Here is a 26,492-nt window from a genome sequence, read left to right on the forward strand (position 1 = left end):
GGCTTTTTTGCGAGCAAAAAAGCCACTAAACTCCGTCCCCAAATGGTTCTAACTCCCGTCCCCAACCTTCCATCCCAAAAGGTTTATTCTTTATCTAGTATTTTATTGAACCGGCTTAAGAAAGTTATTGTTGTGATTATCGCAGCCAGTATATCACTGATAGGTTCAGCTAAAAAGACGGCAAATACTTTATTCTGGATAAAAAGTGGCAGGATAAAGATTAAAGGAATCAATAAAATCAGTTTTCTTAAACAGGCAAGCAACAGACTGACCTTTGCCTGCCCAAGAGCCATAAAACTTTGCTGGCAGCAGACTTGAAAACCGAGGGAAAAGATTCCGGCCATATAAATTCTTAAAGCCCATGCAGTATAAGTGATTAATTCCGTATTATTAGAAAAAATTCCGGCAAAGAGTCTTGGAAATGCAGTTACAATAATACAGAAAAGGGTTGTAAATATTGCACATACTTTAAATTGTGTAAAAAAGGCTTTCTTGACGCGGTCTTTATTTCCGGCACCAAAGTTGTAACTCATGATTGGCTGACCACCCTGACAAATTCCCTGAAGCGGTAAGGTGGCAAGCTGACTGATGCTTGTAATAATCGTCATGGCACCAACAGCAATATCTCCGCCGTATCTTGAAAGGCTGGAAGTAAAGCTGATCGAAAGGATACTTTCTGTGGACAGCATGACAAATGTGGAAACACCAAGTGCAAGACAAGGTAAAATAATATCTTTTTGTAATCTAAAATTTTCTTTCTTCAGATGTAAAATCGTCTTTTCCCCAGATAAGAATCTAAGAATCCATATTGCTCCGACTGCCTGACTTAAAACAGTGGCGATTGCAGCTCCTCTTACTCCGAGATTAAATACAAAAATAAAAATCGGGTCGAGAATGATATTGATTACGGCACCGATTATTGTTGTGAGCATGCTGATTTTGGCAAATCCCTGTGTTGTGATAAAGGGATTCATTCCAAGAACAATTAAGACAAAAATGCTTCCAAGAATATAAATTCTCGCATATGCTACAGCATAAGGGAGTGTTTTTGCACTCGCTCCAAATAAAGTCAGAAGTTTTGGTGCTAAAATAAAGAAAATTATGGTAAGGATTATGGCCATAAGAACCAGAAGTGCGAAACAGTTTCCCAGAATTTGTTCAGCTGTTTTGTTATCCTTCTTTCCCATTGAAATTGCAGCACGTGGGGCACCACCGGAACCGGCAAGCATGGCAAATGCATTGATCAACATAAGGATTGGGGTAAATAATCCGACTCCGGTTAAAGCTGCGGCACCAACGCCTGAAATATGTCCAATGTAGATGCGGTCTACAATGTTATATAAAAGGTTAATAATTTGCGCAACAACAGCCGGAATTGCAAGCTGTGCCAAAAGACGTGGTATTTTTTCAGTTTCCATCGCTTGTGTGTTAGACCTACTATTCATATCTGTGTTCTCCTAAATAATTATAAAATCAAAGAGCATTATATCCAGTTATCAACAAAAATTCAAGTATTGGGGAGGGGGTTAGTGAACCATTGGGGGTTAGGGTGCCAGTTGGGGACGGGGTTTGGGTGCCGGTTGGGGACGGAGTTTAGTGGCTTTTTTGCATAGCAAAAAGCCACTAAACTCCGTCCCCAACCGGCACCCAAACCCCGTCCCCAACTGGCACCCCAACCAAATCAACTCTTACCAAATATTCATGATATGTTGCATTATCAGGCTGACTACAGTAATGCCAACCCAGCAGGATGCTCCAAGTAAAATTGGTTTGCCACCGGATTTTACCAGCTTGACAACATTGCTGTTTAAGCCAATTGCAGCCATCGCCATAATGATGAAGAACTTAGACAATTCTTTCAGTGGAGCGAATACATCTGCGCTCACGCCGAGACTCATGCATATAGTTGTGATAATTGCTGCAATGATAAAATACAGGATAAACATTGGAAATGCACGTTTCAGGCTGAAATTTCCGGTTGATTTTCCATCTTTTGCGGCTGACTTTGCACGAATCAAGGACAGAACCAGTGTAATTGGAATGATTGCCAGAGTACGAGTCAGTTTTACAGTGACAGCAGTATTCAGTGTTTCACTTCCAAGATTCCACATACTGTCCCAGGTAGAGGCAGCAGCAGTGACAGAAGATGTATCATTAATCGCAGTTCCGGCAAATATACCGAAAGCATTTCCGCTTGTAGTATCAAAACCGAGTGCATTTCCAAGGATTGGAAATAATACAGCAGCGATGACATTAAAAAAGAAGATAACGGAAATCGCCTGTGCAACTTCTGTATCATCGGCGTCAATGACTGGTGCAGTAGCAGCAATTGCAGAACCACCGCAAATGGAAGAACCAACTCCGACTAAAATAGAGGTATTAGAAGGAACGTTTAACACTTTGCGAAGCAGCCATGCGATAAGCAAAGAGGTACTAATTGTGCTGATGATAATCGGAAGGGACTGACGTCCGGTCTGCAAAATAACTCCGAGGTTCATACCAAAACCAAGGAGGACAACAGCGGTCTGTAAAATGATTTTGGAAGTCCATTTGATTCCGGCTTCTGCATTTTTTTTATTTGTCCAGAAACAAGTGATTACCATTCCGGCAAGAATCGCAATGACAGGTCCTCCGATGACAGGAAATATTTTTCCGATAAGCCAGGAAGGAATGGCAATAAAGAAACAAACCAGAATACCGATAAGATTTTTCTTGATAAAATTCATGATAAATTCCTTTCTTTGAAATAGTTTTGTGTTTTGTAATTGCAATCGTTACGATTTACATTATGTGCGACCAGTAACTTGAAATTTACTAAACAATTACAAAGTATAACACTAGAAAACAATAATAAAAAATTATATAATATTATTAAAAGATAAAAATATATTATCTCAGTCGAGAAGACTCCCACCTCTTCAGGTGGTGAGTAATAGAAAATTTGTCTCAGTGGGAGTCCAATCTCCGACTGAGATAAACGCTCCGCGAGGATGCGCAGTGATTCTGATAGGAATATGTCAGCTTCGCTGACCAGAATCACGCGCCAAGTCTCACGGACATTCGACTTGAATGATAAAAAAGGAAAACAGCATGTTAGATTTTAGAATAGAGACATTTTTGATGGTTTCTGAAACCATGAATTTCACAGAGGCAGCCAAGAGGCTTCATATTACACAACCCGCAGTATCACAGCATATTCATTTCCTGGAGAAAGAATATGATACCAAATTATTTTCCTATCATAACAAGCGGCTTAAAATGACAGAAGCAGGAGCGATATTAAAAAAGCGTCTCATGACGATGAAAAATGATCAGCTTGCACTGAAAAATGAAATCAAAGGGCAAGAAAACAAGAAAGAAGTCCTTTCTATTGGAGTTACAATGACAATTGGAGAATATGCGATTGTAGAGCGGTTGGCAGATTTTTTGCTAAAACATCCCGAGATGAATTTGCATATCCATTATGGAAATACAGCACAGCTGTTAACGTTGCTTGATAAAGGGAATATTAATATGGCATTAGTGGAAGGAAATTATCCGAAAGAGAACTATGAACATAGAAAATATAGTACCGAAGATTATATAGCAGTTTGTGCAGTCGAGCATAAATTCGAACAAGCAAATCCAAAAACAATGAAAGAGCTTTTGCAGGAACGCCTGCTTGTCAGGGAAGCCGGTTCCGGAACGAGAAATATTCTGGAAGAATTATTGCTTGCAAGAGGAATGAAGATAGAAGACTTTCAGCATTATGTAGAAGTAGAAAATATGCATACGATTATAGGATTCTTAAAGAAAGACTGCGGAATTTCATTTATGTATAAAGTTGCAGTTGAAGACGAATTGAAAAAGGGGACGCTAAGAGAAATTCAACTCTCAGATTTTAAAATGCAGCATGATTTTGATTTTATCTGGGAGAAAGGAAGCATTTATGCAGAAAAATATCGTGCAGTGTGTGAAGAACTGCAAAGTTAGGGATCATTTTGGGACGGGGACCATTTGGGGACGGAGTTTAGTGGCTTTTTGCTCGCAAAAAGCCACTAAACTCCGTCCCCAAATGGCCCTCACCAATGGCTCGTCCATAGCTTCAAACTATGAACAACTGCAATTTTTAAGTATTTTTCAAGTTATGGTGAAGATGTTAGAATTTCTTCAGATTCAAAACAAAAAACGGAGGACATGATTATGAGTAAAATAACAACACCATATAGATACGATTTTGTGGGAAGCTTTTTAAGACCGCAGAGATTGAAGGAGGCAAAGATTTCATTTCAAAATAATGAAATTACACAGGAAGCATATGATGAAATTGTGAATGAAGAGATTACAAAAGTTGTAGCAAAACAGAAAGAACTTGGATTTCATGTAATCACCGATGGAGAATTCAGAAGAACTTTCTGGCATCTTGATTTTATGTGGGGACTGGAAGGCGTTGCACATGAAAACACGGGAAATGGGGTAAAGTTTGATGCAGAGTTAGCAGTGCTTGACGACACCTATCTCGTAGGAAAAATCAAGGCAAAAGCACATCCATTCGTAGAATATTTCAAATTTTTAAAACAGTTTGAAGATGAAAATACAGTTGCAAAATATACCATCCCGGCACCGGCACAGACATTCCAGCAGATGGTTGTTCCAATGAATCTGGAAAATACAAGAAAATATTATGCAACAAATGAGGAGTTGATTAAGGATATCGGAAAAGCATATCAGGAGGTCATTAAACAATTTTATGATGCCGGGTGTCGAAATCTTCAATTGGATGATTGTACATGGGGTGCAGTAGTCGGTGATGCAGCAGCACTTCGTTATAAATCATTGGGAGAAAATCTTGAGGATGTAAAACAACAGTTACTTGAAGTAAATAATTTGGCATTGGAAGGAAAACCAGAAGACATGGTGATCACTTCACACATTTGCAGAGGCAATTATCATTCCACATTTTTTACAAGTGGACCATATGATACAGTAGCTGATTATGTATTTGCAAAAGAAAATGTAGATGCACTGTTTCTTGAATATGACGACGAAAGATCAGGAGGATTTGCACCACTTGCAAAAGTATCAGAAGATAAGACCGTAGTATTAGGGCTTATTACAACAAAATCCCCGGTACTTGAAGATAAAAAAACGGTGATTAAGAGAATAAATGAAGCTGCCAGATATGTTCCATTAGACAGATTGTGTTTAAGTCCACAGTGTGGATTTGCTTCCTGTGAGATTGGAAATAAACTGACAGAAGAAGAACAATGGGCAAAACTCAGACTTGTAAAAGAAATAGCAGAAGAAGTCTGGGGAGAATAGACCATTTGGGGACGTAGGAACATTTGGGGACGGGGTTTAGTGGCTCTTTTGGCATGCCAAAAGAGCCACTAAACCCCGTCCCCAAATGTTCCTATTCTTGTAAAAAATAAAAAAACGCCGTATAATAGCGTTACAAATTGTAACACTATTATACGGCGTTTTTTTTATTAGCAAGAGAATATTTATTAGAATTGGAGTCAAAACAATGAAACTGATATTGGTGCAAGTCATTCTGCTTTCTTTCCAGACCCTATTGTATTTCGGCTGCGAGTTTTTTCAGAGCAGGATCCATGACGTAAAACGTCCGGTGGATGATAAGATTCCTTTTCTTCCATGGACGGTGTTGCTTTACTGTTTTTGGTTTCCGCTGATTGCTTTTTATCCGCTGATCGTTTTCAGGACAGATTCATATTCTTGTTGTACTTATCTGATGACTATGATATTGGAAGTTGTACTCAGTGTGTTGTGTTATCTGCTCTATCCGACTTCTTTTCAGAGACCGGTGCCTCCGGATGGTTTCTGGGGCAATTTTATGAAATTTATTTATCGTGGCAGTTATAGAGGATTGAATTGTGCACCAAGTCTGCATTGTTCCAGTTGTTTTCTTGTAATATGTGTTTCTTGCACATGTGAGGGAATGAATCCGTGGGTTCGGATATTTACAACTTTAATTGCTGTCATAATTGTGCTGTCAACACTTACAACAAAACAGCACACACTAATTGATGTGCTGACAGCAGTTCCACTTTTTGGGATTAGCAGGATTCTGGGAATTTGGTTGACAGTACGATATTATGTACCGATTTTGACGTTTATTGGGAATTAAGTAAAATTTTAAAGGAAGGTGTAACTATGAAAATGATAAAAAAGATTAAGATGGATATGTGGATTAACGTGTTTATGCTGCTTTTGATTGGCATAGTGTTTGTTGTTCGTCCACAGGACTCGCTGGAAGTGGCAGCTATGATCGCAGGGGCAGTGATACTTGCAAATGGTATTTTTGACCTCATTTATTATTTCCGGGTGTGGGTAGATTTTTATTCAAGGGGTTCTCTGTTTGAAGGAATCATGAAGTGTGTTTTGGGAATTTTTATAATTACCCATGCAGGAATTACGACAGTCTTATTTTCATATGTGTTTAGCATTTATATTATAATTAACGGCATTATCTGTATAGAAACAGCAATTTATATGCAAAGGGCATTTGAAGTGAATTGCATAAAAGATGTGATTTTGTCATGCTTTGTAGTGGTGGGTGGAATTATTATGATGTTCTTTTCACCAAATACAGTAAAGCTGGCTGCAATTATGACAGGAATTATTTTTATTATAAATGCGGTAATTGATGGAGTAATTTTATATCGTATTCATAGAATAAGCAGAAAATGTGCCGAAAAGCTTCAGGATGCCGTAGATGAATTGAGTGGAAATATTATTGATGAATGATTATTTGGGGACGGTAGACCATTTGGGGACGGGGTTTAGTGGCTCTTTTGGCATGCCAAAAGAGCCACTAAACCCCGTCCCCAATCGACTCTCCTTGTGCTATAATATAATGGAATAATTAAAAAGAAAAGGAGATTGGTATGCATACATTAAAAAAATTTATTCAATATTATGGACCGTACAAAGGGGTATTTTTTCTGGATTTGATCTGTGCTGCTGTAATCAGTCTGGTGGACCTGGCATTTCCGCAGATTTTGCGGATACTAACGAAGACTTTATTTACGGAGAGTTCTGCCACAATCCTGCAAGCTTTATTGCCGATGGCAGTGATTTTGTTTGTAATGTATTTGATTCAGACAGGATGTAAATATTATGTCAGCTACCAAGGGCATATGATGGGGGCACGTATGGAGAGTGACATGCGTCAGCAGTTGTTTGATCATTATGAGAAATTATCATTTTCTTATTACAATAAGAATAATTCTGGACAGATGATGAGTAAACTGGTGTCAGATCTTTTTGATATTTCAGAGTTTGCACATCATGGACCGGAAAATTTATTTATTTCATTAATAAAGATCATCGGCTCTTTTGTATTTTTGTTCCTGATCAACTGGAAACTGGCAATTCCTCTTTTGATACTGGTAGTATTTATGGTGATTTTTTCTTATGGACAGAACCGCAAGATGCAGGCAACATTTATGGACAACAGACGTAAGATTGGGGATTTGAACTCAAGCCTGCAGGATACATTAGCGGGAATCCGTGTAGTGCAGTCTTTTGCAAATGAAGATATTGAGCGGGAGAAGTTTAAAAAGAGTAATCAGGGATTTTTGATTTCAAAAGATGCCAATTATCGTTGTATGGGCAGTTTTATGAGTGGAAATCTATTCTTCCAGGGAATGATGTATCTGATGACACTTGTATTTGGCGGATGGCTGATTGCACATGGACAGATGGAGGCAGGTGATCTTGCGATGTATGCTTTATATATCGGAATCTTTATCAGTCCGATCCAGATTCTGGTGGAGCTGACAGAGATGATGCAGAAAGGATTGTCTGGATTTAGAAGATTTTTAGATGTAGTTGAAACAGAACCAGAAATTGTAGATGCAGAGGATGCAAAGCCGTTGGAGAATATTAAAGGTCATGTACGTTATGAAGACGTTTCTTTTCATTATAGTGATGACAATACTTTAGTACTTGCGGATGTGTCTATTGATATTCCGGCAGGAAAATCAATTGCGCTTGTGGGACCGTCGGGAAGTGGAAAGACAACAATCTGTTCACTGCTTCCAAGATTCTATGATGTGACCGGCGGACGTATTACGATTGATGGAAAAGATGTAAGAGAACTGACTTTAAAGAGTCTGCGTAGCCAGATAGGGCTGGTACAGCAGGATGTGTACTTATTCTGCGGAAGTATTCGTGATAACATTGCATATGGAAAGCCGGGTGCGTCGATGGAAGAAATCATAGCTGCAGCAAAGAGGGCGAATATCCATGATTTTATTATGGAATTGCCGGATGGTTATGAAACTTTTGTAGGAGAACGTGGAACAAGATTATCAGGAGGGCAGAAACAGAGAATTTCGATTGCAAGAGTATTTTTAAAGAACCCTTCCATTTTAATTTTAGATGAGGCTACCAGTGCGCTGGATAATGAGAGTGAGAGATTTATTCAGAAGAGTCTGGATGAGCTGGCAAAAGATAGAACCACGATTACGATCGCACATAGATTATCAACTGTCCGTAATGCAGATGAGATATTGGTAGTGGCTGATACGGGAATCGCAGAGCGTGGAACACACGAAGAACTGCTGGCAAAAGGCGGAATTTACGCACATTATTATGAAATGTCGTAAAATTGTGCTGAAAGAGGAAAAAGAGTGACGTAGAAAAAAATGTTCAAAAATGATTATTACTGATACAACAAAATATTTAACAAAAAAATAAACATCTTAGCGAAAAACGGAACGCAGTAAGAAATAAGATAAAGTAGAATTACAATTACAGTAAGATTACTTATCGGAAATTTTATTCTTCAGGAGGAAACATATATGAAATATTATTGTAATCCAATTAACGTTCCGTATCGCTATCAATTCAATATGGATCCACGCTCCCACGGGAAATTACAAATTGACAGGGAAGCGGCGGATCCTTCTATGATTTTATTTCAGGGAAAATATTATATCTTCGCGTCAATGAATCTTAGCGTATGGGTATCAGAGGATATGGTGAACTGGGAGTCTTACAGATTACCGGATAATCTGCCTCTTTATGATTATGCACCGGATGCAAGGGTATGTGGAGATTATGTCTATTTCTGTGCATCCAAAAAAGGAGAAAACTGTAATTATTACAGAACAAAAGATATTATAAACGGACCATATGAGGAAATTCCAGGAACGTTTGATTTCTGGGATCCGAATTTATTCTTTGATGAAGACGGAAGAGTATATTTTTATTGGGGATGTTCTAATATTACATCGGTCTGGGGTGTCGAGCTGGATCCGGTTACGATGGTTCCAAAGACAGAACGGATTGACCTTTTATCTGGTAATGCCTATGAAAGAGGTTATGAACGGATGGGCGTGGATCATTGTGAATTTCCGAAAAGCGAGGAAGAAGTGGAGATGATGTTCCAAGAATTTGTGAAGCAGAACGGAATTAGCGTAGATCAGATACCAAAACAGATGATTCCACAGATTCGGGGAATGTTTACAAGAAGAGCATTTATTGAAGGAGCGTGGATGGATAAGCAGAATGGAAAATATTACCTTCAGTATGCATGTCCGGGGGCTGAGTATAATGTCTATGCAGATGGTGTCTATATGTCAGATTCACCGCTTGGCCCATTTGAACTTGCAAAGAATAATCCGTTTTCCTATCATCCGGGTGGATTTATGCCGGGAGCAGGACATGGTTCAACTATGTGGGATAAAGAAGGAAATCTCTGGCACACTTCAACGATGAGAATCAGTGTAAACCACCAGTTTGAGCGGCGTGTAGGTATCTGGCCGGCCGGCTTTGATGCAGATGGGGAATTGTTCTGCAATCAGAATTATGGAGACTGGCCAAGAGCTGTAGCAGAGGGATGCAATGATCCGTGGAAAGAGCCGGACTGGTATCTCCTTAGTTATGCGAAACCTGTGAAATGTTCTTCCAACGAAGAGGGCAAGGGCGCAGAGCAAACAGTAGATGAGGATTCTCAGACCTGGTGGAGGGCAAAGACAGCAGAAAGCGGACAGTGGCTTGAGGTGGATCTGGAGCAGGTAATGGACGTAAGAGCCGTCCAGATTAATTTTGCAGATGATAATCTTCCGATTGCTTCACCGGGAAAAATACAGGGCTCTGTTACACAGCCGAGATATATTGAAGAGCGAGAATTGTGTACAAGATGGAAGTTTGAAGGCTCAACAGATGGAATTGAATATTTTACAATTGAGGATAAATCAGAGGCAGTGACAGATCTTCCACATGATTTTATTGTTAGGGAAAATGGAATTCAGGTACGTTTCCTGCGTCTTACAATCCTTGAGATTCCATATGATGTGGCACCATGCATCTCCGGGGTACGTGTATTTGGTCTGGGGGATGGAGAAAAAGCAGAGGTACCGGAGTTCACAGCGAAAAGAAGTGAAGACCGGCTGGATCTTCTTCTTACGATTGAAGGAAAGAAGGATGCCATTGGTTATAATATTCTCTGGGGACATGAAGAGAATAAACTGTATCACAGTTATCAGATTTACCGTGATACAGAAGATGTACAGGCAAAAAAGAATCATGTGATAAAGAAAAGAATCGGGGCACTTGTGAAAGCACAAGAGTATTTTGTGCGAGTAGATTCTTACAATGAAAATGGAATTACAAAAGGACAGGTTGTCAGACTGTAAAGGAGCATTAGAAGCATAGATGAAAGCAGTAAATTTAAGAACAGAACATTTAGTAGATCCAATCGGAATTGATATCCGGACGCCATATCTTTCCTGGAACTGTGAAGAGGGAAAAAAGCAGACAGCTTATGAGATTGAGGCAGTATCTGATGGAAAAGTGGTTTGGAACAGTGGGAAAAAAGAGTCAGATGAGATGCATACTACATTCGGGAAAGAAGCAGAAAGCAGACAGAACATTTCCTGGAAAGTACGTCTTTGGGACGAAAACGGAAAAGAAGGAGAATGGAGTAAGGAAGGAGTCTTTGAGCTGGGAATTCTTGAAAAAAATCAGTTTGTGGCAAAATGGATCAATCCGGAACTGGTCTGTGATCCGAAAGTGCACAAGCCGGCAAGCTGTCTGAAAACTTCATTTTTCCTTGAAAAAGCAGGTAGAGCAAGACTTTACATTACTTGTCATGGGTTATATGAAGCTTCAATCAATGGAAAAAGAGTAGGAAATTTTGTGCTGGCACCGGGTACCTATACTTATGATAAAAAGTTGGCATATCAGACTTACGATGTATCTGGACTGGTACACGAAGGAGAAAACGAAGTGCAGGTGATTCTGGGAGATGGCTGGTACCGTAGTTGTTCAGGTGTTGATGGAGACAGAAATCTGTATGGAGAAGATATTGCACTTTATTTCCAGCTCGAAGTTGACGGAAAGCCAGTATGTATCTCGGATGAGAGCTGGAAGGCTTCTCAGTCTGGACCAATCCGGGAAAATGATATGCAGCAGGGAGAAGTAATCGACGCCACGATGGAAGAGCCAGATGATTATCATGAAGTGAAAGTGGAAGACTTTGGCGTGGAAAATTTTGTATGTTCAAACTGCGTACCAATCGTAGAGTGTGAGCATTTTGAAGGAAAGATTATAAAAACACCAAATGGTGAAATCGTGATTGATTATGGACAGAATCTTGCGGGTTATATTGAATTTACAGTAAATGCCCATGCAGGTGATAAAATTGTCCTGACACACGGAGAAACTTTAGATGAAAATGGAAATTTCACGACAGAAAATTTTCAGGATAGAAAACGTCATAAAGAAGGTGGAACAAAACAGCAGGTTGTTTATACTTGTAAAGAAGGAGAAAATCATTACAAATCCAAATTTACAATATGGGGATTCCGTTATGCACTGGTTGAAACAGAGATTAATTTGTCCGATGCCAAATTCACTTCCATTGCGGTATATTCAAAGATGGAACAGCTTGGAACATTTACCTGTTCCAATGAAGATGTCAATCAGTTAGTTAAGAACAGTATCTGGAGTCAGAAGTCTAATTTCTGTGATGCACCGACAGACTGTCCAACAAGAGAGCGCGCAGCCTGGACAGGAGACATGGGTGTATTTGCGGATACAGGAATTTATCTTGAAGACTGTTATCCGGTAATCCGTAAATGGCTGGATGAATGTAGAATTAACCAGTATGAGGATGGAAAGGTAGCGAATATTGCACCGAAGAATAATAATCCAAGTTTCTTTTCAAAATTGTTGGCTGGTTCTGTCGGATGGGGAGATGCATGTATTATTGTTCCGTATGTCCTTTATAAGAGATATCAGGATAAGAGAATTCTTGAAGAAAACTATGAGATGATGCAAAAGTGGTATCACTTTCTTGAAGAACGTGCAAAGCAGAAGCCGAAGAATCCAATGAAGCTGTTAAAGAGAAATCCATACCGCAGATACACGATCGAGACAGGAATTGATTATGGTGAGTGGTGCGAGCCGGATGTGGAAAGTACGAATGCAATGCGTACTCCACAGGGAAAAGTGGCAACTGCGTATTTCGCAAAATCTGGAGAAATGCTTTCAGAGATTGCATCTATTCTTGGAAAAGAGGAAGATGCTTCCGCATATAGAAAAACAGCGCAAATGGCAAAGAAAGCATTCCGGCATATTGCTCTGAAGGATGGAAAAATCAGTTCTGACAGACAAGCAGAATATGTACGTGCAATCTCTTTTAACCTTCTGACAGAAGAAGAGAAAAAGCAGGCAGCAGAGGAACTGAATGCACTGGTAGTAAAAAATGATTATCATTTGAATACCGGATTCTTATCAACACCATCCCTTTGTCCGGTATTGGCGCAGTATGGATATATAGAAACAGCGTACAGACTGCTTTTGCAGGACACGAAGCCTGGCTGGTTATATGCAGTGAAAAAGGGGGCTACGACAATCTGGGAAACCTGGGACGGAATCAATGAAAAAGGAGAAGTGAAGGAATCATTGAACCATTATTCTTACGGTGCTGTGACTGGCTGGCTTTTCTCCGGAGTTTGTGGGATTTCTCTAAATGAAGGAAAAATCAGTATAACACCACAGCCGAATCCACAACTGGGATATGCAAAAGCAAGTTATCAATCACCAGTGGGAAGAATTGTCAGTGGATGGAAATATGAGAATGATAAACCAATATATGAAATTGAGATTCCGTCCAATACAGAGGCAGAAGTTACACTGCCGGATGGAAGAAAAAGAATCTTGACAGCAGGAAGCTATAAACTGTGATGAACAGAAATTCCAGTTCTGCAGGCTACATTTTTAATAAGGGGTTAGGAATTATGATTACCGTGTTAGTGATTGAAGATGATTACAGTACAAGGTTGGTTACAAAATTACATTTGAAAAATGAATACAATGTAGTGGAGGCATCCAATGGAGTAGAAGCACTGGAGAAGCTGGAACATCAGAAAGCAGATCTGGTCATTGCAGATGTGATGATGCCGAAGATGGACGGATATGAATTTGTAAAACAATTTCGGCTGATGAATAAAACAACTCCGATTCTCATGCTGACAGCAAAAAAAGAATGGGAAGATAAGAAGAATGGATTCGCAATCGGTATTGATGATTATATGACAAAACCTGTGCATTACGAAGAACTTCAGTGGAGAGTACGTGCACTTCTGAGAAGATCACAGATTCATCTGGAAAAGAAAATTACAATTGGCGATTTGATAATAAGCGAAGATGACAATACAGTAAGCTGTGGGGAAGAACGTATCACACTTCCCAAAAAAGAATTTGATTTGTTATTTAAACTTCTGTCCTATCCGAAGAAAGTATTTACTACAACACAATTGCTGGATGACATTTGGGGATATGAAACAGATTCTGATGAAACAACTGTAAGAACGCATATCAACCGTCTGCGGAAGCGGTTTGCTTCTTATCAGGAATTTGAAATTGTTACAGTACGTGGACTTGGGTATCGAGGAGAAATAAGATATGGTAAGTGAAGGAAGAAGGCGGATCGGTACAATTCGCTGGGCTGTCGGACTGGGGATTATCATCAATGTTTTTGCAGTTGCATCCTATCTGGTCATGGTAGCTATACGTTATTATTATTTTGATATAAAAAGTGACAATTTTTTAGTATGGAGCGTTGCAATCTATCAGACCATGGGAAATCTGTGTGGCGTTGTTCTTGCTGTTGTTTCTGCTATGTTGTATCGGAGAATGGAAAAACTGATCAATGGACTGGATGAGGTCGCAAAAGGAAATCTGGATGTAGAATTATCATTAAAGTATTCAGGTGAGTATAAAGCAATTTACGAAAACTTTAATCGCATGGTAAAAGAACTGAAAAATGCAGATGAGCAGCAGAAGCAGTTTATGAAAGATTTTTCCCATGAATTTAAGACACCGATTAACTCTGTAAAAGGAATGGCAGAATATTTGGCAGTAAATGAGCTCCCAAAAAAAGAGGAAAAAGAATATCTGAATATTATGGCAAAAGAAGCAGGGCGTTTATCCCAATTATCCCAGAATACCCTGTTACTTTCCAAACTTGAAAATATGGAGCTAATTCAGAAGAAAGAAAAATATCGGCTGGATTCCCAGATAAGGAATTGTGCAATTCTGCAGTTGCCGGCTTTTGAAACAAAATACATCAGTCTGGAAGTGAATCTTCCAGAGATATGGTATTTCGGAAACGAAGAGTTACTGGATGAAGTCTGGACGAATCTGCTAGACAATGCCAGAAAGTATTCATCGGAACATACAACGGTATTTATTAATGGAAGAAAGACAGAAGAAGGCATCTGGATTGAAGTAAAAGATGAGGGACAGGGAATGGATGATGATATAGTGAGTCATATTTTTGAACGTTATTATCAGGGGGATGACTCGCATGAAACATCGGGCTTTGGACTTGGATTGTCCATTGTAAAAAGAATTGTCGAATTGTCAGGCGGTTCTATACGTGTGGAGAGCAGAGCAGGAAAAGGAACATCATTTTTTGTATATTTATAAGCAAAAGTTTATGTTGAGTTTATATACATCTCTTATTCTATTATCAGAAAACAGGTGATGGATTACAGAAACAAAAAGCAGTAATCCACAGAATAAAGGAAGGAAAGAAGAAAGATGGATTTTTCAAGTGTAAATGGAAAAGTAGCAATTGTTACAGGAGCGGGCAGCGGAATTGGGGAGGCAGTTGCAAAGATTTTCGGAGAAAATAGAATGAAAGTAGTCTGTGCAGATATAAATATAGAACAGGGACAGGCAGTAGCAGATAAAATCTGTGCGAATGGTGGAGATGCAATATTTGTACAGACGGACTGCAGTGAGAACAGTCAGGTTAGAAATTTGATTGATAGAACAGTAGAGCATTATGGAAAGCTGGATGGAATTGTGAATAATGCAGGAATCGGGCAAGGAGGCCGTCCATTGCATGAATATGAGATGGAAGAGTATGACAAAATCTTTGAACTCAATAGTAAAGGTGTATTCGCCGGAATGAAATATGCGGCAGAAGCAATCTTTAAATCCCACAGTCAGGGTGGATTTCTAATCAATGTGGCATCCATTGCAGGTCTTATCCCACAGCGAGGACAGGCTCTTTATACAGCAACAAAGCATGGAGTTGTTGGCATGACGAAAGCAGCAGCACTCGACTATGCCCCATATGGAATTACTGTAAATGCAATCTGTCCTGGATATACGAAGACGTCTATCTTTGGAAATGCTCCGGAGCAGGCAATGGCATTTTTTGCAAAGGACTGTCCGGCAGGACGGATTGGAAACCCAGAAGAATGTGGATATCTGGCACTTTTCCTTGCAAGTGATTTGTCACGTTATATCACAGGAGCAGCCATTCCTGTAGACGGAGCATTATCGCAGGTCACATGAATGTATCAACATGGAAACATCCTGAGATTCGTGAGTAATAAAAGAAAAGAAGCCGGTGCGTTCAACGTAAAAAACGTTTGAAGCACCAGCTTTTTTTATATTAGGAAAGTCCTTGTATTTCACGGTTCATAAATTCAGAACTGACTTCCAAAGATCTTAAAGGAGATTTATCAATCCAGTTTTTATGACTCTCAAGAATAATGGCATCCACATTTACACGCAACGCCTGTGTTACAAGCTCTTTCAAATTCATATTACCATAGCCAAGTTCCATACTGTCAGATTTTAAAATTGGTGTCATGGATGCTCCTTCCAGTCTCGTTCCACGATCATTAATATGGTATAATTTCATGCGGCTGCCTAATTTTTTCATAAGTGAAATGGCAGATATGCCGGCTTCTGTAGGCCAGTAGGAATCAAACTCGAATCCGACCAGATCGGGATCTGTATTTTCGAACAGAAGGTCATAGGCTGTTTTCTCAGACTCCACTTTACGAAATTCACAGTTATGATTGTGATAAAGCAGGTGGATTCCAGATTGTTTAAGCGTTTTACCGGCTTCATTTAAATCACGCGCAAGTTTTAATACAGTGTTTTTGTCTGAATAATCAAAGCGGTACATTCCTGTGATAACAACTTTGTCAGTACCGAAATTTTTTGCTTCGGTAATCACAGTGTCAGATTCACGCTGAATAGTTCCAAGATCTTCATGGACACTGACAACCTGAAGCCCTGCTTGTTTTACAAGGGAAGCCCAGTCGTAATTGCCACCTTTTCCGACAGGCATTCCGGCCATCTTTGTCATTATACGAACCAGAAATGAAGTGGGCCGGATCATAAATCCGTTCAACTCAATCCCATCATAGCCGGCTTTTTTTATTCGGTTTAATGTTTCTAGTGTTTCTTTTTCGTTTTTTGTCACGCTTCCAAGCATAATCTGTTGTACTGCTCTTATTGCCATCTTAATCCTTCTTTCCTATTTTTATTAAGAATACAACAAATTTTATAATTTTGTGTTCTTAATTTCGTGTAAATGTATTATAATTCGTTATACAGACTGTATTAAACGAAAAAACGAACATCATCCTTAATTATTTAACACAAGAAGTAGAAAAAAGATTTATTATGAATATGAAAATTATACAGAATATACATTGTTGTCATTCATGCGACATGTGAAATAATAAAGAATTAAGGAGGATATTTAAATGACACATTTTCCAAAAGAATTTTTACTCGGGGCATCGACAGCAGCACACCAGGTAGAGGGAAACAACACAAATAGTGACTGCTGGGCAATGGAACATATGGAACATACAAGTTATGTAGAGCCTTCTCTGGATGCAGTGGATCATTACAATCGTTACGAAGAAGATATTAAATTAATGGCAGAGGCGGGATTGAATGCTTATCGTTTCTCACTGGAATGGGCGAGGATTGAGCCGGAAGAAGGTGTTTTCAGCAAAGAGGCAGTTGAACATTACCGCAGCGTAATCAGATGTTGTAGAAAATATGGGGTAGAGCCGGTTGTTACATTGCATCATTTTTCAAGCCCGATATGGCTGATTAGTAAAGGTGGCTGGGAAGCAGAAACTACAATTGATGATTTTGCACGTTATACACGCTATGTGATTGAAAAACTGGGAGATGAGATTAATTATATTTGCACAATCAACGAAGCAAATATGGGACTGCAGATTACAGCAATTGCCGAACGCTATAAACGCCAGATGATGGCACAGATGGCAAAAGCGCAGGAAACTGCCGGCAAAGATGATGCAGATGGTACAGTTCAGGTTGGTATTAATTTACAGAAAATGATGGAGGAGCAGAAGGAAGCAGCAGAAGAAAATAAAAAAGTATTTGGCGTAGAAAAAGTTGCCAATTTTACTTCAGTGCGTTCTGTGGAGAGTGATATTCTTGTCATGAAAGCACATCAGGCTGCAAAAGAAGTAATTAGAGAACTGGCACCGCAGATTCAGGTGGGACTTACTTTAAGTCTTCATGATATGCAGGCTGTCCAGGCAGGAGGAGAGCCTTTTGCTGAAGAAGAATGGGAAAATGAATTCACACATTATCTTCCATATATTCAGAATGATGATTTTCTTGGAGTACAGAATTATACCCGTTCTTTATTTGGACCGGAAGGTGGAATGCCTTCTCCGGAAGGAGCTGAACTTACCCAGATGAACTATGAAGTTTATCCGGAAGCACTTGAACATGTAATCCGCAAGGTTGCAGAGAATTTTAAAGGAACGCTGCTTGTGACAGAGAATGGAATTGCGACAGATGATGACAGCAGACGAGTTGCGTTTATCGAAAAAGCACTTGAGGGTGTTCAAAACTGTATTCAGGATGGCATTCCGGTAAAAGGGTACTTCCATTGGAGTTTGCTGGATAATTTTGAGTGGCAGAAAGGATATTCTATGACATTTGGTCTTATTGCAGTGGACCGTTCTACACAGACAAGAATACCGAAAAAGAGTCTTACATATCTTGGATCTTTCAGGTAGATAAGGGAGGGCATTTTATGGAATATGTGTTTCCATTTAAAAATACAATTAATCTGAAAACATTTCTGGAAGATGTGACAAAGTGTGAACAGGAGGTGCTTTTTGAGTCGACAGAAGGAGATAAACTTGCATTGAAATCTTCTCTGAGCCGGTTTATCTTATATTCTGTCTGCAACCAGCCAGAATTATTGGAAGGTGCAGTTATACGCTGTAATTGCGATAATGACAGAAAACTTCTTGCACCATATTTTGAATAATACAAAGGAGGAAAGTAGTATGGAGACAAAGGATAAGATTTCTTTTTTTCTGGAATTGATTAATTGCAATTATGAACTGCATCATTGGAGCTTTGATCTGGATTTTAATCTGTTGGAAACAGATTGGGAGAATGCTTTGTTTTCCTGCGATTTCTTTGAGTTTGTGAATTTTAAAGACTTGCTCTTCCAACATTTGTCTGAAAAAAAATATGTTCCAGTTGTGCTGGAAACAGATGCCAGTCTTATGTGGATTGCCGGGTTTCAACTGGAAAATGGAAATCCGGTCAGAATCCACATAGTCGGTCCGGTTTTTTGTGGACAGAATGATCATCTGCTTCTCCAGAAAAAACTGGATTCTTATGAATTGTCTGTAAAACTGCGTATTGCAATACTGTCAATTTTTGAAAAAATTCCGACAGTCCCTTCTAATATTGTGATACAGTATGCAGTAATGCTTCATTATTGTCTGAATCAACAGAGGATTGCAATGAATGAGGTCGTTTTTTTGTCAAACAATCCATCCGGACAAGAGAAAGTTGCTGTAAAAAGTACTTCTCATGCCGGAATATGGGCGAATGAACAGCTTTTCTGCCAGATGCTGGCAGATGGAAATCTGAAGTACAAAGAAGTGCTTCAAAAATCATATACCTTAAGCCATGGTGTAAAGGCGAATATTGGAGATGCACTCCGCAGCCACAAGAATAATTGTCTTGTTTTACTAACTTTATGTTCCAGATCATGTATTTATGGAGGGTTGTCTCCAGATATTGCGTATGATCTGAATGACTATTATGCCAAGAAAATTGAGTGCTGCAAATCAATGGCAGATACGAACAGATTATGTTCAGAGATGTTGGATGATTATGTTAGTCGTGTACAGGAAATGAAGAATAATCCGTCTGTTTCTAATTTGATGAGAAATGCATGTGAATATATAAAGAATCATCTGACAGAAGAAATTTCGATTGCAGATCTCGCAAATAATACAGGATATACAGAATATTATTTTTCACATAAGTTTAAAAAAGAAATTGGCAATAGTGTGAAGGAATATGTTCAGAAGAATAAGATTGAGAGGGCAAAAAGCCTTCTGTCCAGTACAGAAAAGACGATTCAGGGAATCAGTGATGAACTTGCATTTAGTACGAGAAGCTATTTCTATACCTGTTTCCAGAAAATGACAGGAATGTCTCCAACAGAATATCGGAAAATATACCGCAAATGAAACAGCACATCATTAGGATGTGTCTGTTTCATTTGCTTTTTCTATATTAGGAAAGTACCTTCAATGTTCAATTTTTTGGTAAAATGTTTTGAAATTCATACTATTATGAAATATGCATGAATTACAGAACATCTTTGTGAATTTGTGAACAGCATAATATACAAAATTATTCTATAGTAACATCATGAAGAAAACACATCAAAGAACGAATAGATGTATGGAGGACAAGGGAGAGAAAAATTATGGCGAAAACAAAAAAACGAACACAGAGTGAGATCGATGGCGTTCAGTATAGACGCGCAAAATTATGGCAGATTCTTTTGTATGCCTGCAATGGTCTGGTAGGAATGGGAATCTACCAGTTAATCGGTATGGCAAGCTATGCAGCAAGCGTTGGATTCGGAATTGCTACAGTAGCAGTCGGAGTAATACTGACAAGTACACGTATCCTGGATGCGATTACAGATCCGATGCTGGCATTTGTATATGACAGAGTAAATACGAAATACGGAAAAATCCGTATTCTGTTAATCAGTGGTTTTATTATTGAGGCAATTGCACTTCTGGCAATGTATGACTGGACAGCAGGAAAAGGATTTGGAGTTGCAGTATTTGTCATTCTGTATGTATTTTATGTTATTGGTTACACATTGGCAAATATGACAGCACAGACAATCCCGCCGCTTCTTACAAACGATCCGAAGCAGCGCCCGACAGTAGGTGTATGGACAACAATTGTGAACTATATGACACCGATGATTTTAAGTATTGTATTAAATGCAGTTCTACTTCCAAAATTCGGTGGAACATATAATCTTGAATTTCTGGCAGCAGCATGTAAGCTTTGTCTTGTAATTGCAGGAATCGGAGTAATTCTTGTATGCATCGCAGTTTCAGAATATGACAAACCAGAAAATTTTGTTGGTCTTCAGGAAAAGAAAGAACCACTGAAAGTAAAAGATATGATTGAAGTATTGAAGGATAATCGTCCACTTCAGTGCTATATTGTATCCGCAGCTTCTGATAAGCTGGCACAGCAGACAGCAACACAGGCAGTTATCACAACAATGCTCTACGGTATTATAATTGGCAATATGGGACTTTCTTCTATTCTTACAGTAATAGGAATGGTTCCATCTATCATCTTTGCAGCAGTAGGCGCAAAGTATGCCGGAAAGGTTGGAAGCCAGAGAACAATCGTTACATGGACAAAAATCAGCGTTGGTGTATCTGTTGTGATGTTTCTGTTCTTTGTAGCAATCGACCCAAGTAAGATTGCACAGATGGGCGCCATGACGATTGTTTATGTTTTACTTACATTCTGTAAAAATGGCGCAATGATGTGTGTTTCAACAGCAAATACATCGTTTATGTCAGATATCATCGACTATGAGCTTGACCGCAGCGGTCGTTATATTCCAGCAGTTGTCACAGGTGTTTATAGTTTCCTGGACAAAATTATTTCTTCTGTCAGCGCATTGATTGCAGCGGGGGCAGTTGCTGTGATTGGTTATACGGAGACAATGCCACAGCCGGGAGAAACCTGCACACCGCAGATTTTATGGCTGACAATGTTCATTACATTTGGACTTCCAATCTTAGGATGGATTTGTACACTAATCGCTATGAAGTTCTGTAAGCTCGGCAAAGAAGAAATGATTGCTGTACAGAAGCGTATTGAAAATAAAAAGAATGCGGCAAAGACAGAAGGGAATTAGAAAATATGAGAAATATCGTATCATTTAATGATAATTGGAAATTTATAAAAAATGCGGCTGACGAAGTGGAAGCAGCAAAGGGAGAAGGGGAGAGCATTGCTCTCCCACATACCTGGAATGCGGTTGACGGACAGGATGGCGGAAATGATTATCATCGTGGAACCTGCTGGTATGTTAAAAAATTTGCAAAACCGGAAAAGAATGAAACAGATAAAGCCTATCTCGAATTTTGTGGAGCTGCAATGACAGCAGAAATTTATCTGAATGGAGAAAAAATATCCCGTCATGAAGGCGGATATTCTACGTTTCGTGTAGAAATCACAGAAAGACTGGAAGAAGAGAATACACTGGTTGTTTCTGTTGATAACTCGAACAATACGACAGTATATCCTCAGACAGCAGACTTTACATTTTATGGTGGACTCTACCGTGATGTAAATTTAATCATTGTTCCGGAAACACATTTTGAGCTTGCTTACTGCGGTTCACAGGGAATCAAAGTAACACCGGTTGTTAATTTGGAAGAAAAGAAAGCTGTTGTGACAGTTGAGGCCTGGGTATGTGGTGACGCAGATATGGTTACTTTTGAAGTAAATCAGGAGAAAATAAATGCTTCGTTAGAAGATGGACGTGCAAAGGCAGAATTTGTGATTGAAAATGTACATCTCTGGGATGGAGTGGATGATCCATATCTCTATACCGCAAAAGCATTTATGGAAAATGGAGACATCGTTAGCACTCGTTTTGGATGTCGCAAATATTATATAGATCCACAGAAAGGTTTCTTTTTAAATGGACATCCTTATCTGCTTCGTGGTGTTTCCAGACATCAGGATTTCAAAGGGGTTGGAAATGCACTTACGATTGAACATCACAAAAAGGATATGGAAATCATAAAAGAAATCGGAGCCACAACACTTCGTTTGGCGCATTACCAGCACGCACAAGAATTTTATGATCTGTGCGATGAAAATGGACTGATTGTATGGGCAGAGATACCGTATATTACAATGCACATGAAAAATGGACGTGCAAATACACTTTCCCAGATGGAAGAACTGGTGGTACAGAATTACAATCATCCATCCATTATCTGTTGGGGACTTTCCAATGAAATCACAGCTGCCAGTGCGGTAGATGATGACCTTTTGGAAAACCACAGATTATTGAATAATCTGTGTCACAGACTGGACAGCACGCGTCTTACTACAATGGCAAATGTATTTATGCTCGAGACGGATTCCCCGATTCTGGAGATTCCGGATATCAATAGTTATAACTTGTATTTCGGATGGTATCTTGGAGAATTGGAGCAGAACGATGAATTCTTTGATGAATATCACGAAAAATATCCGGACAGAGTGATTGGATTTTCTGAATATGGTGCAGATGCGAATCCACAGTATCAGGCAGCGGTACCGGAGAAAGGCGATTATACAGAAAGCTATCAGGCAGTATACCATGAACACATCCTTCAGATGATTGAAAAACGTCCGTGGTTATGGGCAACACATGTATGGAATCTATTTGATTTTGCAGCAGATGGAAGAGATGAAGGCGGCAAACATGGAGAAAACCAGAAAGGTCTTGTGACAATTGACCGCAAGACAAAAAAAGATGCATTTTATCTGTATAAAGCAGCATGGAATAAGAAAGAACCATTCGTACATTTATGTGGAAAACGCTATGTAGACCGTACAGAAGATGTAACGGAAGTGAAAGTATATTCCAACCAGTCCAAAATAACATTGGTTGTAGATGGAAAAGAATTTGAGACACAGACAGGAAAAACAATTTTCAAATTCAATGTGCCAATCTCAGGTGAGCATAAGATTACTGCAATTGCAGATTCTTGTACAGACAGCATTACAGTGAAAAAAGTGGAAGAAGAAAACCAAGATTACATTTTTATAAAACGTAGTCCGGTTACGAACTGGTTTGATGCAGATGAGTTAGATCCGGAATGTTTTTCAATCAATGATAAATTAGCAGAGATTAAAGCAAATCCAAAAGCAGGTGCAATCATTGATGAAATGATGGCAAAAGGAGCTTCTGACCGCGGAGATGTGGCAGATGCAGTAAAAGACAATCCGGGACTGCAGAGAATGATGGGACGCATGACACTCATAAGTCTGCTCAAGCAATCGGGTGCAGACGATGAAAGCATTAAACAGGTGAACCGCATTTTGCAGGGAATTAAGAAAGAAAACTAACAGATGCGACCGCGAGAAATCCGCAGGCATTATAGAAAGGATGATCAGAGTTATGGAAATGACCCTTAGATGGTATGGATCAAAATTTGATACTGTTACATTGGAGCAGATTCGTCAGATACCGGGAGTGACAGGAGTTATCACAACATTGTATGACACAGATCCGGGAGAGGTATGGAGCAGGGAACGTATTCGTGCATTGAAAGATGAAGTAGAAGCGGCAGGACTCCATATTTCAGGTATTGAGAGTGTGAATGTACATGATGCAATCAAGACAGGAAGTGCAGACAGAGATAAATATATTGACAACTACATTGAGACACTGGAGAATCTTGGAAAAGAGGATATCCATCTGGTATGTTATAATTTCATGCCTGTTTTTGACTGGACGAGAACAGAGCTTGCCCGTAAGCGACCGGATGGATCAACAGTTCTCGCTTATACACAGGAAGCTGTTGATGCACTGAATCCAGAAGACATGTTTGGCTCGATTGCTTCCGATATGAATGGCACAGTGATGCCGGGCTGGGAGCCAGAGCGTATGGAACATATCAAAGAACTGTTTGCAATGTATAAAGATATTGACGATGAAAAGCTCTTTGAAAATCTGAAGTATTTTCTTGAGCGTATCATGCCTGTATGTAATAAATATGATATTTACATGGCAATCCATCCAGATGATCCTGCATGGAGTGTGTTCGGACTGCCGCGTATCATTATTAACAAGGAAAATATTCTTCGCATGATGCATATGGTTGATGATCCGCACAATGGTGTTACATTCTGTTCAGGTTCTTATGGAACAAATCGTGAAAATAATCTTCCGGATATGATTCGTTCCTTAAAGGGAAGAATTCACTTTGCACATGTGCGTAATCTGAAGTTCCATACACCGACGAATTTTGAAGAAGCTGCACATCTCTCATCAGATGGCTCCTTCGATATGTTTGAGATCATGAAAGCACTCTATGATATCGGATTTGACGGACCGATCCGCCCGGATCACGGAAGAATGATCTGGGGAGAAAAGGCAATGCCAGGATATGGTCTATATGACCGTGCACTCGGGGCAACTTATCTTAATGGGTTGTGGGAAGCAATCACAAAGGAGGAGAAAAGGCATGAAGCTGTATAAGGAAGGTCTTAAAGATCATGCTTTATGGGAAGAGAAAGGTTATCAGCTTCCTAAATACAATCGTGAAAAGGTTGCAGATGCTACAAAGAAAAATCCGTTCTGGATACATTTTGGTGCAGGAAATATTTTCCGCGCATTCCATGCAAACGTAGTCCAGAACTTGTTGGATGCAGGTGCGCTTGAGCGCGGACTTATTGTGGCAGAAGGATATGATTATGAGATTATTGAGAAGATGAACCATCCGCATGACGATTATTCTATCCTTGTAACTTTAAAAGCAGATGGAACAATGGAAAAGAGTGTAACGGGAAGTGTCGTTGAGTCTCTTGCACTAGACAGTGAAAATGAAAACGCTTTTGGAAGACTAAAAGAAATCTTTGCTTCCGATTCCCTTCAGATGGCAACATTTACTATTACAGAAAAAGGTTACAGTGTGACTGACAGACATGGAGAGGTTGTTCCGGATGTAAAGAAAGATATTGAGAATGGACCGGAAAAACCATGCAGCTACATGGGAAAAGTGGCATCTCTTCTCTATACACGTTTTGAAAACGGAAGAAAACCAATCGCATTTGTAAGTACTGACAACTGTTCTCATAATGGAGACAAGCTGAGTACTGCCATCCTCACATTTGCAAGGGGATGGGCTTCTAACAAGTCTGTTTCACAGGAATTTGTGGAATATGTTTCCAATCCAAAGGAAGTATCTTTTCCATGGTCTATGATTGATAAGATCACACCACGTCCAAATGCCTCTGTGGAAGAAGTACTTCAGAACGATGGTGTGGAAGAAGTGGCTCCGATTATCACTTCAAAAAACACTTATGTTGCACCGTTCGTGAATGCAGAAGAATGTGAGTATCTCGTAATTGAAGATGCATTTCCGAATGGAAGACCTGCACTTGAAAAGGGCGGACTGATTTTTACAGATCGTGAGACAGTAGATAAAGTTGAGCGTATGAAAGTATGTACCTGCTTAAATCCACTTCACACTGCTCTTGCAGTATTTGGATGTCTGCTGGATTTCCAGCTTATTGCCGATGAGATGAAAGATGAAGATCTTAGACAACTGGTTGAAGTAATCGGATACAAAGAAGGGCTTCCGGTTGTGACAGATCCTAAGATTATTAACCCAAAGGATTTTATTGATACAGTTTTAAAAATCCGAATTCCAAATCCATTTATGCCGGATACACCACAGCGAATTGCGACAGATACTTCACAAAAACTTTCCATCCGTTTTGGTGAGACAATCAAAGCATATGAAAAATCAGAAGAGTTGAAAACTTCAGACTTGAAGCTGATTCCACTTGTGTTTGCAGGATGGCTTCGCTATCTGCTTGCTGTGGATGATAATGGAAATGCATTCGAACTTAGTCCGGATCCGATGTTGCAGAGCCTGAGCCCGGTATTTTCTAAGATACAGCTTGGTGAAACTGCTGAGATAGAAGAAATAATCCGTCCGATTTTGAAGGACAAGAAGATCTTTGGTGTGGACCTTTACGAAGTAGGGCTTGCAGAAAAGGTATGTGGTTATTTCAAAGAGATGCTACAGGGAACTGGTGCAGTCAGAGAAACTTTGAAAAAATATGTATGGGAAAAATAA

At 39.4% G+C, this 26,492-nt stretch carries 20 protein-coding genes; 17 read left to right on the forward strand and 3 right to left on the reverse strand.

The features are described 5' to 3' along the window. Positions 1-83 precede the first annotated feature (83 nt). Both H8S40_RS03620 and H8S40_RS03625 read right to left on the reverse strand, forming a co-directional pair. Complete coding sequence (locus tag H8S40_RS03620; RefSeq protein WP_186864577.1) at positions 84-1,445, reverse strand: MATE family efflux transporter; 1,362 nt, start codon at positions 1,443-1,445, stop codon at positions 84-86. A 243-nt stretch (positions 1,446-1,688) separates the two neighbouring features. Continuing rightward, a complete protein-coding gene (locus H8S40_RS03625; protein ID WP_121057080.1) occupies positions 1,689-2,726 on the reverse strand; it encodes a YeiH family protein in 1,038 nt (345 codons plus the stop codon). Positions 2,727-3,090: 364 nt separating this feature from the next. Between H8S40_RS03625 and H8S40_RS03630 the strand changes: the two genes are divergently transcribed. From H8S40_RS03630 to H8S40_RS03675, 10 genes are all read left to right on the forward strand, one after another. Beyond that, positions 3,091-3,972, forward strand: coding sequence for a LysR substrate-binding domain-containing protein (locus H8S40_RS03630; RefSeq protein WP_186864578.1), 882 nt, complete (start codon positions 3,091-3,093; stop codon positions 3,970-3,972). A gap of 210 nt (positions 3,973-4,182) precedes the next feature. After that, a complete protein-coding gene (locus H8S40_RS03635) occupies positions 4,183-5,301 on the forward strand; it encodes a 5-methyltetrahydropteroyltriglutamate--homocysteine S-methyltransferase (protein WP_186864579.1) in 1,119 nt (372 codons plus the stop codon). A gap of 205 nt (positions 5,302-5,506) precedes the next feature. Then, a complete protein-coding gene (locus H8S40_RS03640) occupies positions 5,507-6,127 on the forward strand; it encodes a phosphatase PAP2 family protein (RefSeq protein ID WP_186864580.1) in 621 nt (206 codons plus the stop codon). A gap of 26 nt (positions 6,128-6,153) precedes the next feature. Beyond that, entirely contained in the window at positions 6,154-6,747 is a 594-nt protein-coding gene (locus tag H8S40_RS03645) for a DUF308 domain-containing protein (protein WP_186864581.1), read from the forward strand. A gap of 140 nt (positions 6,748-6,887) precedes the next feature. Next, a complete protein-coding gene (locus H8S40_RS03650; RefSeq protein ID WP_118688740.1) occupies positions 6,888-8,612 on the forward strand; it encodes an ABC transporter ATP-binding protein in 1,725 nt (574 codons plus the stop codon). A 195-nt stretch (positions 8,613-8,807) separates the two neighbouring features. Beyond that, positions 8,808-10,646, forward strand: coding sequence for a family 43 glycosylhydrolase (locus H8S40_RS03655; RefSeq protein WP_186864582.1), 1,839 nt, complete (start codon positions 8,808-8,810; stop codon positions 10,644-10,646). Between the two features lie 19 nt (positions 10,647-10,665). Then, positions 10,666-13,200, forward strand: coding sequence for an alpha-L-rhamnosidase (locus H8S40_RS03660; protein ID WP_121056574.1), 2,535 nt, complete (start codon positions 10,666-10,668; stop codon positions 13,198-13,200). A gap of 53 nt (positions 13,201-13,253) precedes the next feature. After that, positions 13,254-13,931, forward strand: coding sequence for a response regulator transcription factor (locus tag H8S40_RS03665; protein ID WP_117991572.1), 678 nt, complete (start codon positions 13,254-13,256; stop codon positions 13,929-13,931). Continuing rightward, entirely contained in the window at positions 13,921-14,946 is a 1,026-nt protein-coding gene (locus tag H8S40_RS03670) for a HAMP domain-containing sensor histidine kinase (protein ID WP_118725151.1), read from the forward strand. Before H8S40_RS03665 ends, H8S40_RS03670 begins: the two co-directional genes overlap by 11 nt. A gap of 114 nt (positions 14,947-15,060) precedes the next feature. Then, positions 15,061-15,825, forward strand: coding sequence for an SDR family NAD(P)-dependent oxidoreductase (locus H8S40_RS03675; protein WP_243238175.1), 765 nt, complete (start codon positions 15,061-15,063; stop codon positions 15,823-15,825). 100 nt (positions 15,826-15,925) lie between these two features. On the opposite strand, the gene H8S40_RS03680 is transcribed toward H8S40_RS03675, so the two are convergent. Next, positions 15,926-16,786 carry a sugar phosphate isomerase/epimerase family protein gene (locus H8S40_RS03680; RefSeq protein WP_117991525.1) on the reverse strand — a complete coding sequence of 287 codons (861 nt, stop codon included), beginning with the start codon at positions 16,784-16,786 and terminating at the stop codon, positions 15,926-15,928. Between the two features lie 247 nt (positions 16,787-17,033). Here H8S40_RS03680 and H8S40_RS03685 point away from each other — a divergent pair, with 247 nt between their 5' ends. The 7 genes from H8S40_RS03685 to H8S40_RS03715 all read left to right on the forward strand — a co-directional run bounded on the left by H8S40_RS03685 (position 17,034) and on the right by H8S40_RS03715 (position 26,492). Continuing rightward, a complete protein-coding gene (locus H8S40_RS03685; protein ID WP_117991522.1) occupies positions 17,034-18,338 on the forward strand; it encodes a glycoside hydrolase family 1 protein in 1,305 nt (434 codons plus the stop codon). A gap of 17 nt (positions 18,339-18,355) precedes the next feature. After that, positions 18,356-18,595, forward strand: coding sequence for a hypothetical protein (locus H8S40_RS03690; protein ID WP_117991520.1), 240 nt, complete (start codon positions 18,356-18,358; stop codon positions 18,593-18,595). A gap of 19 nt (positions 18,596-18,614) precedes the next feature. Next, on the forward strand, positions 18,615-19,820 hold the full coding sequence (locus H8S40_RS03695) for a helix-turn-helix domain-containing protein (RefSeq protein ID WP_117991517.1): 1,206 nt from the start codon (positions 18,615-18,617) through the stop codon (positions 19,818-19,820). 242 nt (positions 19,821-20,062) lie between these two features. Further along, a complete protein-coding gene (locus tag H8S40_RS03700) occupies positions 20,063-21,538 on the forward strand; it encodes an MFS transporter (RefSeq protein ID WP_117991513.1) in 1,476 nt (491 codons plus the stop codon). A gap of 5 nt (positions 21,539-21,543) precedes the next feature. Continuing rightward, positions 21,544-23,751 carry a glycoside hydrolase family 2 protein gene (locus H8S40_RS03705; RefSeq protein WP_117991510.1) on the forward strand — a complete coding sequence of 736 codons (2,208 nt, stop codon included), beginning with the start codon at positions 21,544-21,546 and terminating at the stop codon, positions 23,749-23,751. A 52-nt stretch (positions 23,752-23,803) separates the two neighbouring features. Next, positions 23,804-24,886 (forward strand): mannonate dehydratase, encoded by a 1,083-nt coding sequence (gene uxuA, locus H8S40_RS03710; RefSeq protein ID WP_186864583.1) that lies wholly within the window; start codon positions 23,804-23,806, stop codon positions 24,884-24,886. After that, the gene (locus tag H8S40_RS03715; RefSeq protein ID WP_186864584.1) at positions 24,873-26,492 is read left to right on the forward strand and encodes a mannitol dehydrogenase family protein; all 1,620 of its coding nucleotides are present in this window, start codon (positions 24,873-24,875) and stop codon (positions 26,490-26,492) included. Before uxuA ends, H8S40_RS03715 begins: the two co-directional genes overlap by 14 nt.

Source organism: Ruminococcus hominis, assembly GCF_014287355.1.
GTDB lineage: Bacteria > Bacillota > Clostridia > Lachnospirales > Lachnospiraceae > Schaedlerella > Schaedlerella hominis.

Coding starts and splice junctions, on each gene's coding strand:
- H8S40_RS03620 (WP_186864577.1), bottom strand. CDS start 1,445: ATGAATAGTAGGTCTAACACACAAGCGATGGAAACTGAAAAAATACCA.
- H8S40_RS03665 (WP_117991572.1), top strand. CDS start 13,254: ATGATTACCGTGTTAGTGATTGAAGATGATTACAGTACAAGGTTGGTT.
- H8S40_RS03635 (WP_186864579.1), top strand. CDS start 4,183: ATGAGTAAAATAACAACACCATATAGATACGATTTTGTGGGAAGCTTT.
- H8S40_RS03630 (WP_186864578.1), top strand. CDS start 3,091: ATGTTAGATTTTAGAATAGAGACATTTTTGATGGTTTCTGAAACCATG.
- H8S40_RS03695 (WP_117991517.1), top strand. CDS start 18,615: ATGGAGACAAAGGATAAGATTTCTTTTTTTCTGGAATTGATTAATTGC.
- H8S40_RS03660 (WP_121056574.1), top strand. CDS start 10,666: ATGAAAGCAGTAAATTTAAGAACAGAACATTTAGTAGATCCAATCGGA.
- H8S40_RS03655 (WP_186864582.1), top strand. CDS start 8,808: ATGAAATATTATTGTAATCCAATTAACGTTCCGTATCGCTATCAATTC.
- H8S40_RS03625 (WP_121057080.1), bottom strand. CDS start 2,726: ATGAATTTTATCAAGAAAAATCTTATCGGTATTCTGGTTTGTTTCTTT.
- H8S40_RS03645 (WP_186864581.1), top strand. CDS start 6,154: ATGAAAATGATAAAAAAGATTAAGATGGATATGTGGATTAACGTGTTT.
- H8S40_RS03715 (WP_186864584.1), top strand. CDS start 24,873: ATGAAGCTGTATAAGGAAGGTCTTAAAGATCATGCTTTATGGGAAGAG.
- H8S40_RS03640 (WP_186864580.1), top strand. CDS start 5,507: ATGAAACTGATATTGGTGCAAGTCATTCTGCTTTCTTTCCAGACCCTA.
- H8S40_RS03705 (WP_117991510.1), top strand. CDS start 21,544: ATGAGAAATATCGTATCATTTAATGATAATTGGAAATTTATAAAAAAT.
- H8S40_RS03650 (WP_118688740.1), top strand. CDS start 6,888: ATGCATACATTAAAAAAATTTATTCAATATTATGGACCGTACAAAGGG.
- uxuA (WP_186864583.1), top strand. CDS start 23,804: ATGGAAATGACCCTTAGATGGTATGGATCAAAATTTGATACTGTTACA.
- H8S40_RS03670 (WP_118725151.1), top strand. CDS start 13,921: ATGGTAAGTGAAGGAAGAAGGCGGATCGGTACAATTCGCTGGGCTGTC.
- H8S40_RS03690 (WP_117991520.1), top strand. CDS start 18,356: ATGGAATATGTGTTTCCATTTAAAAATACAATTAATCTGAAAACATTT.
- H8S40_RS03675 (WP_243238175.1), top strand. CDS start 15,061: ATGGATTTTTCAAGTGTAAATGGAAAAGTAGCAATTGTTACAGGAGCG.
- H8S40_RS03680 (WP_117991525.1), bottom strand. CDS start 16,786: ATGGCAATAAGAGCAGTACAACAGATTATGCTTGGAAGCGTGACAAAA.
- H8S40_RS03685 (WP_117991522.1), top strand. CDS start 17,034: ATGACACATTTTCCAAAAGAATTTTTACTCGGGGCATCGACAGCAGCA.
- H8S40_RS03700 (WP_117991513.1), top strand. CDS start 20,063: ATGGCGAAAACAAAAAAACGAACACAGAGTGAGATCGATGGCGTTCAG.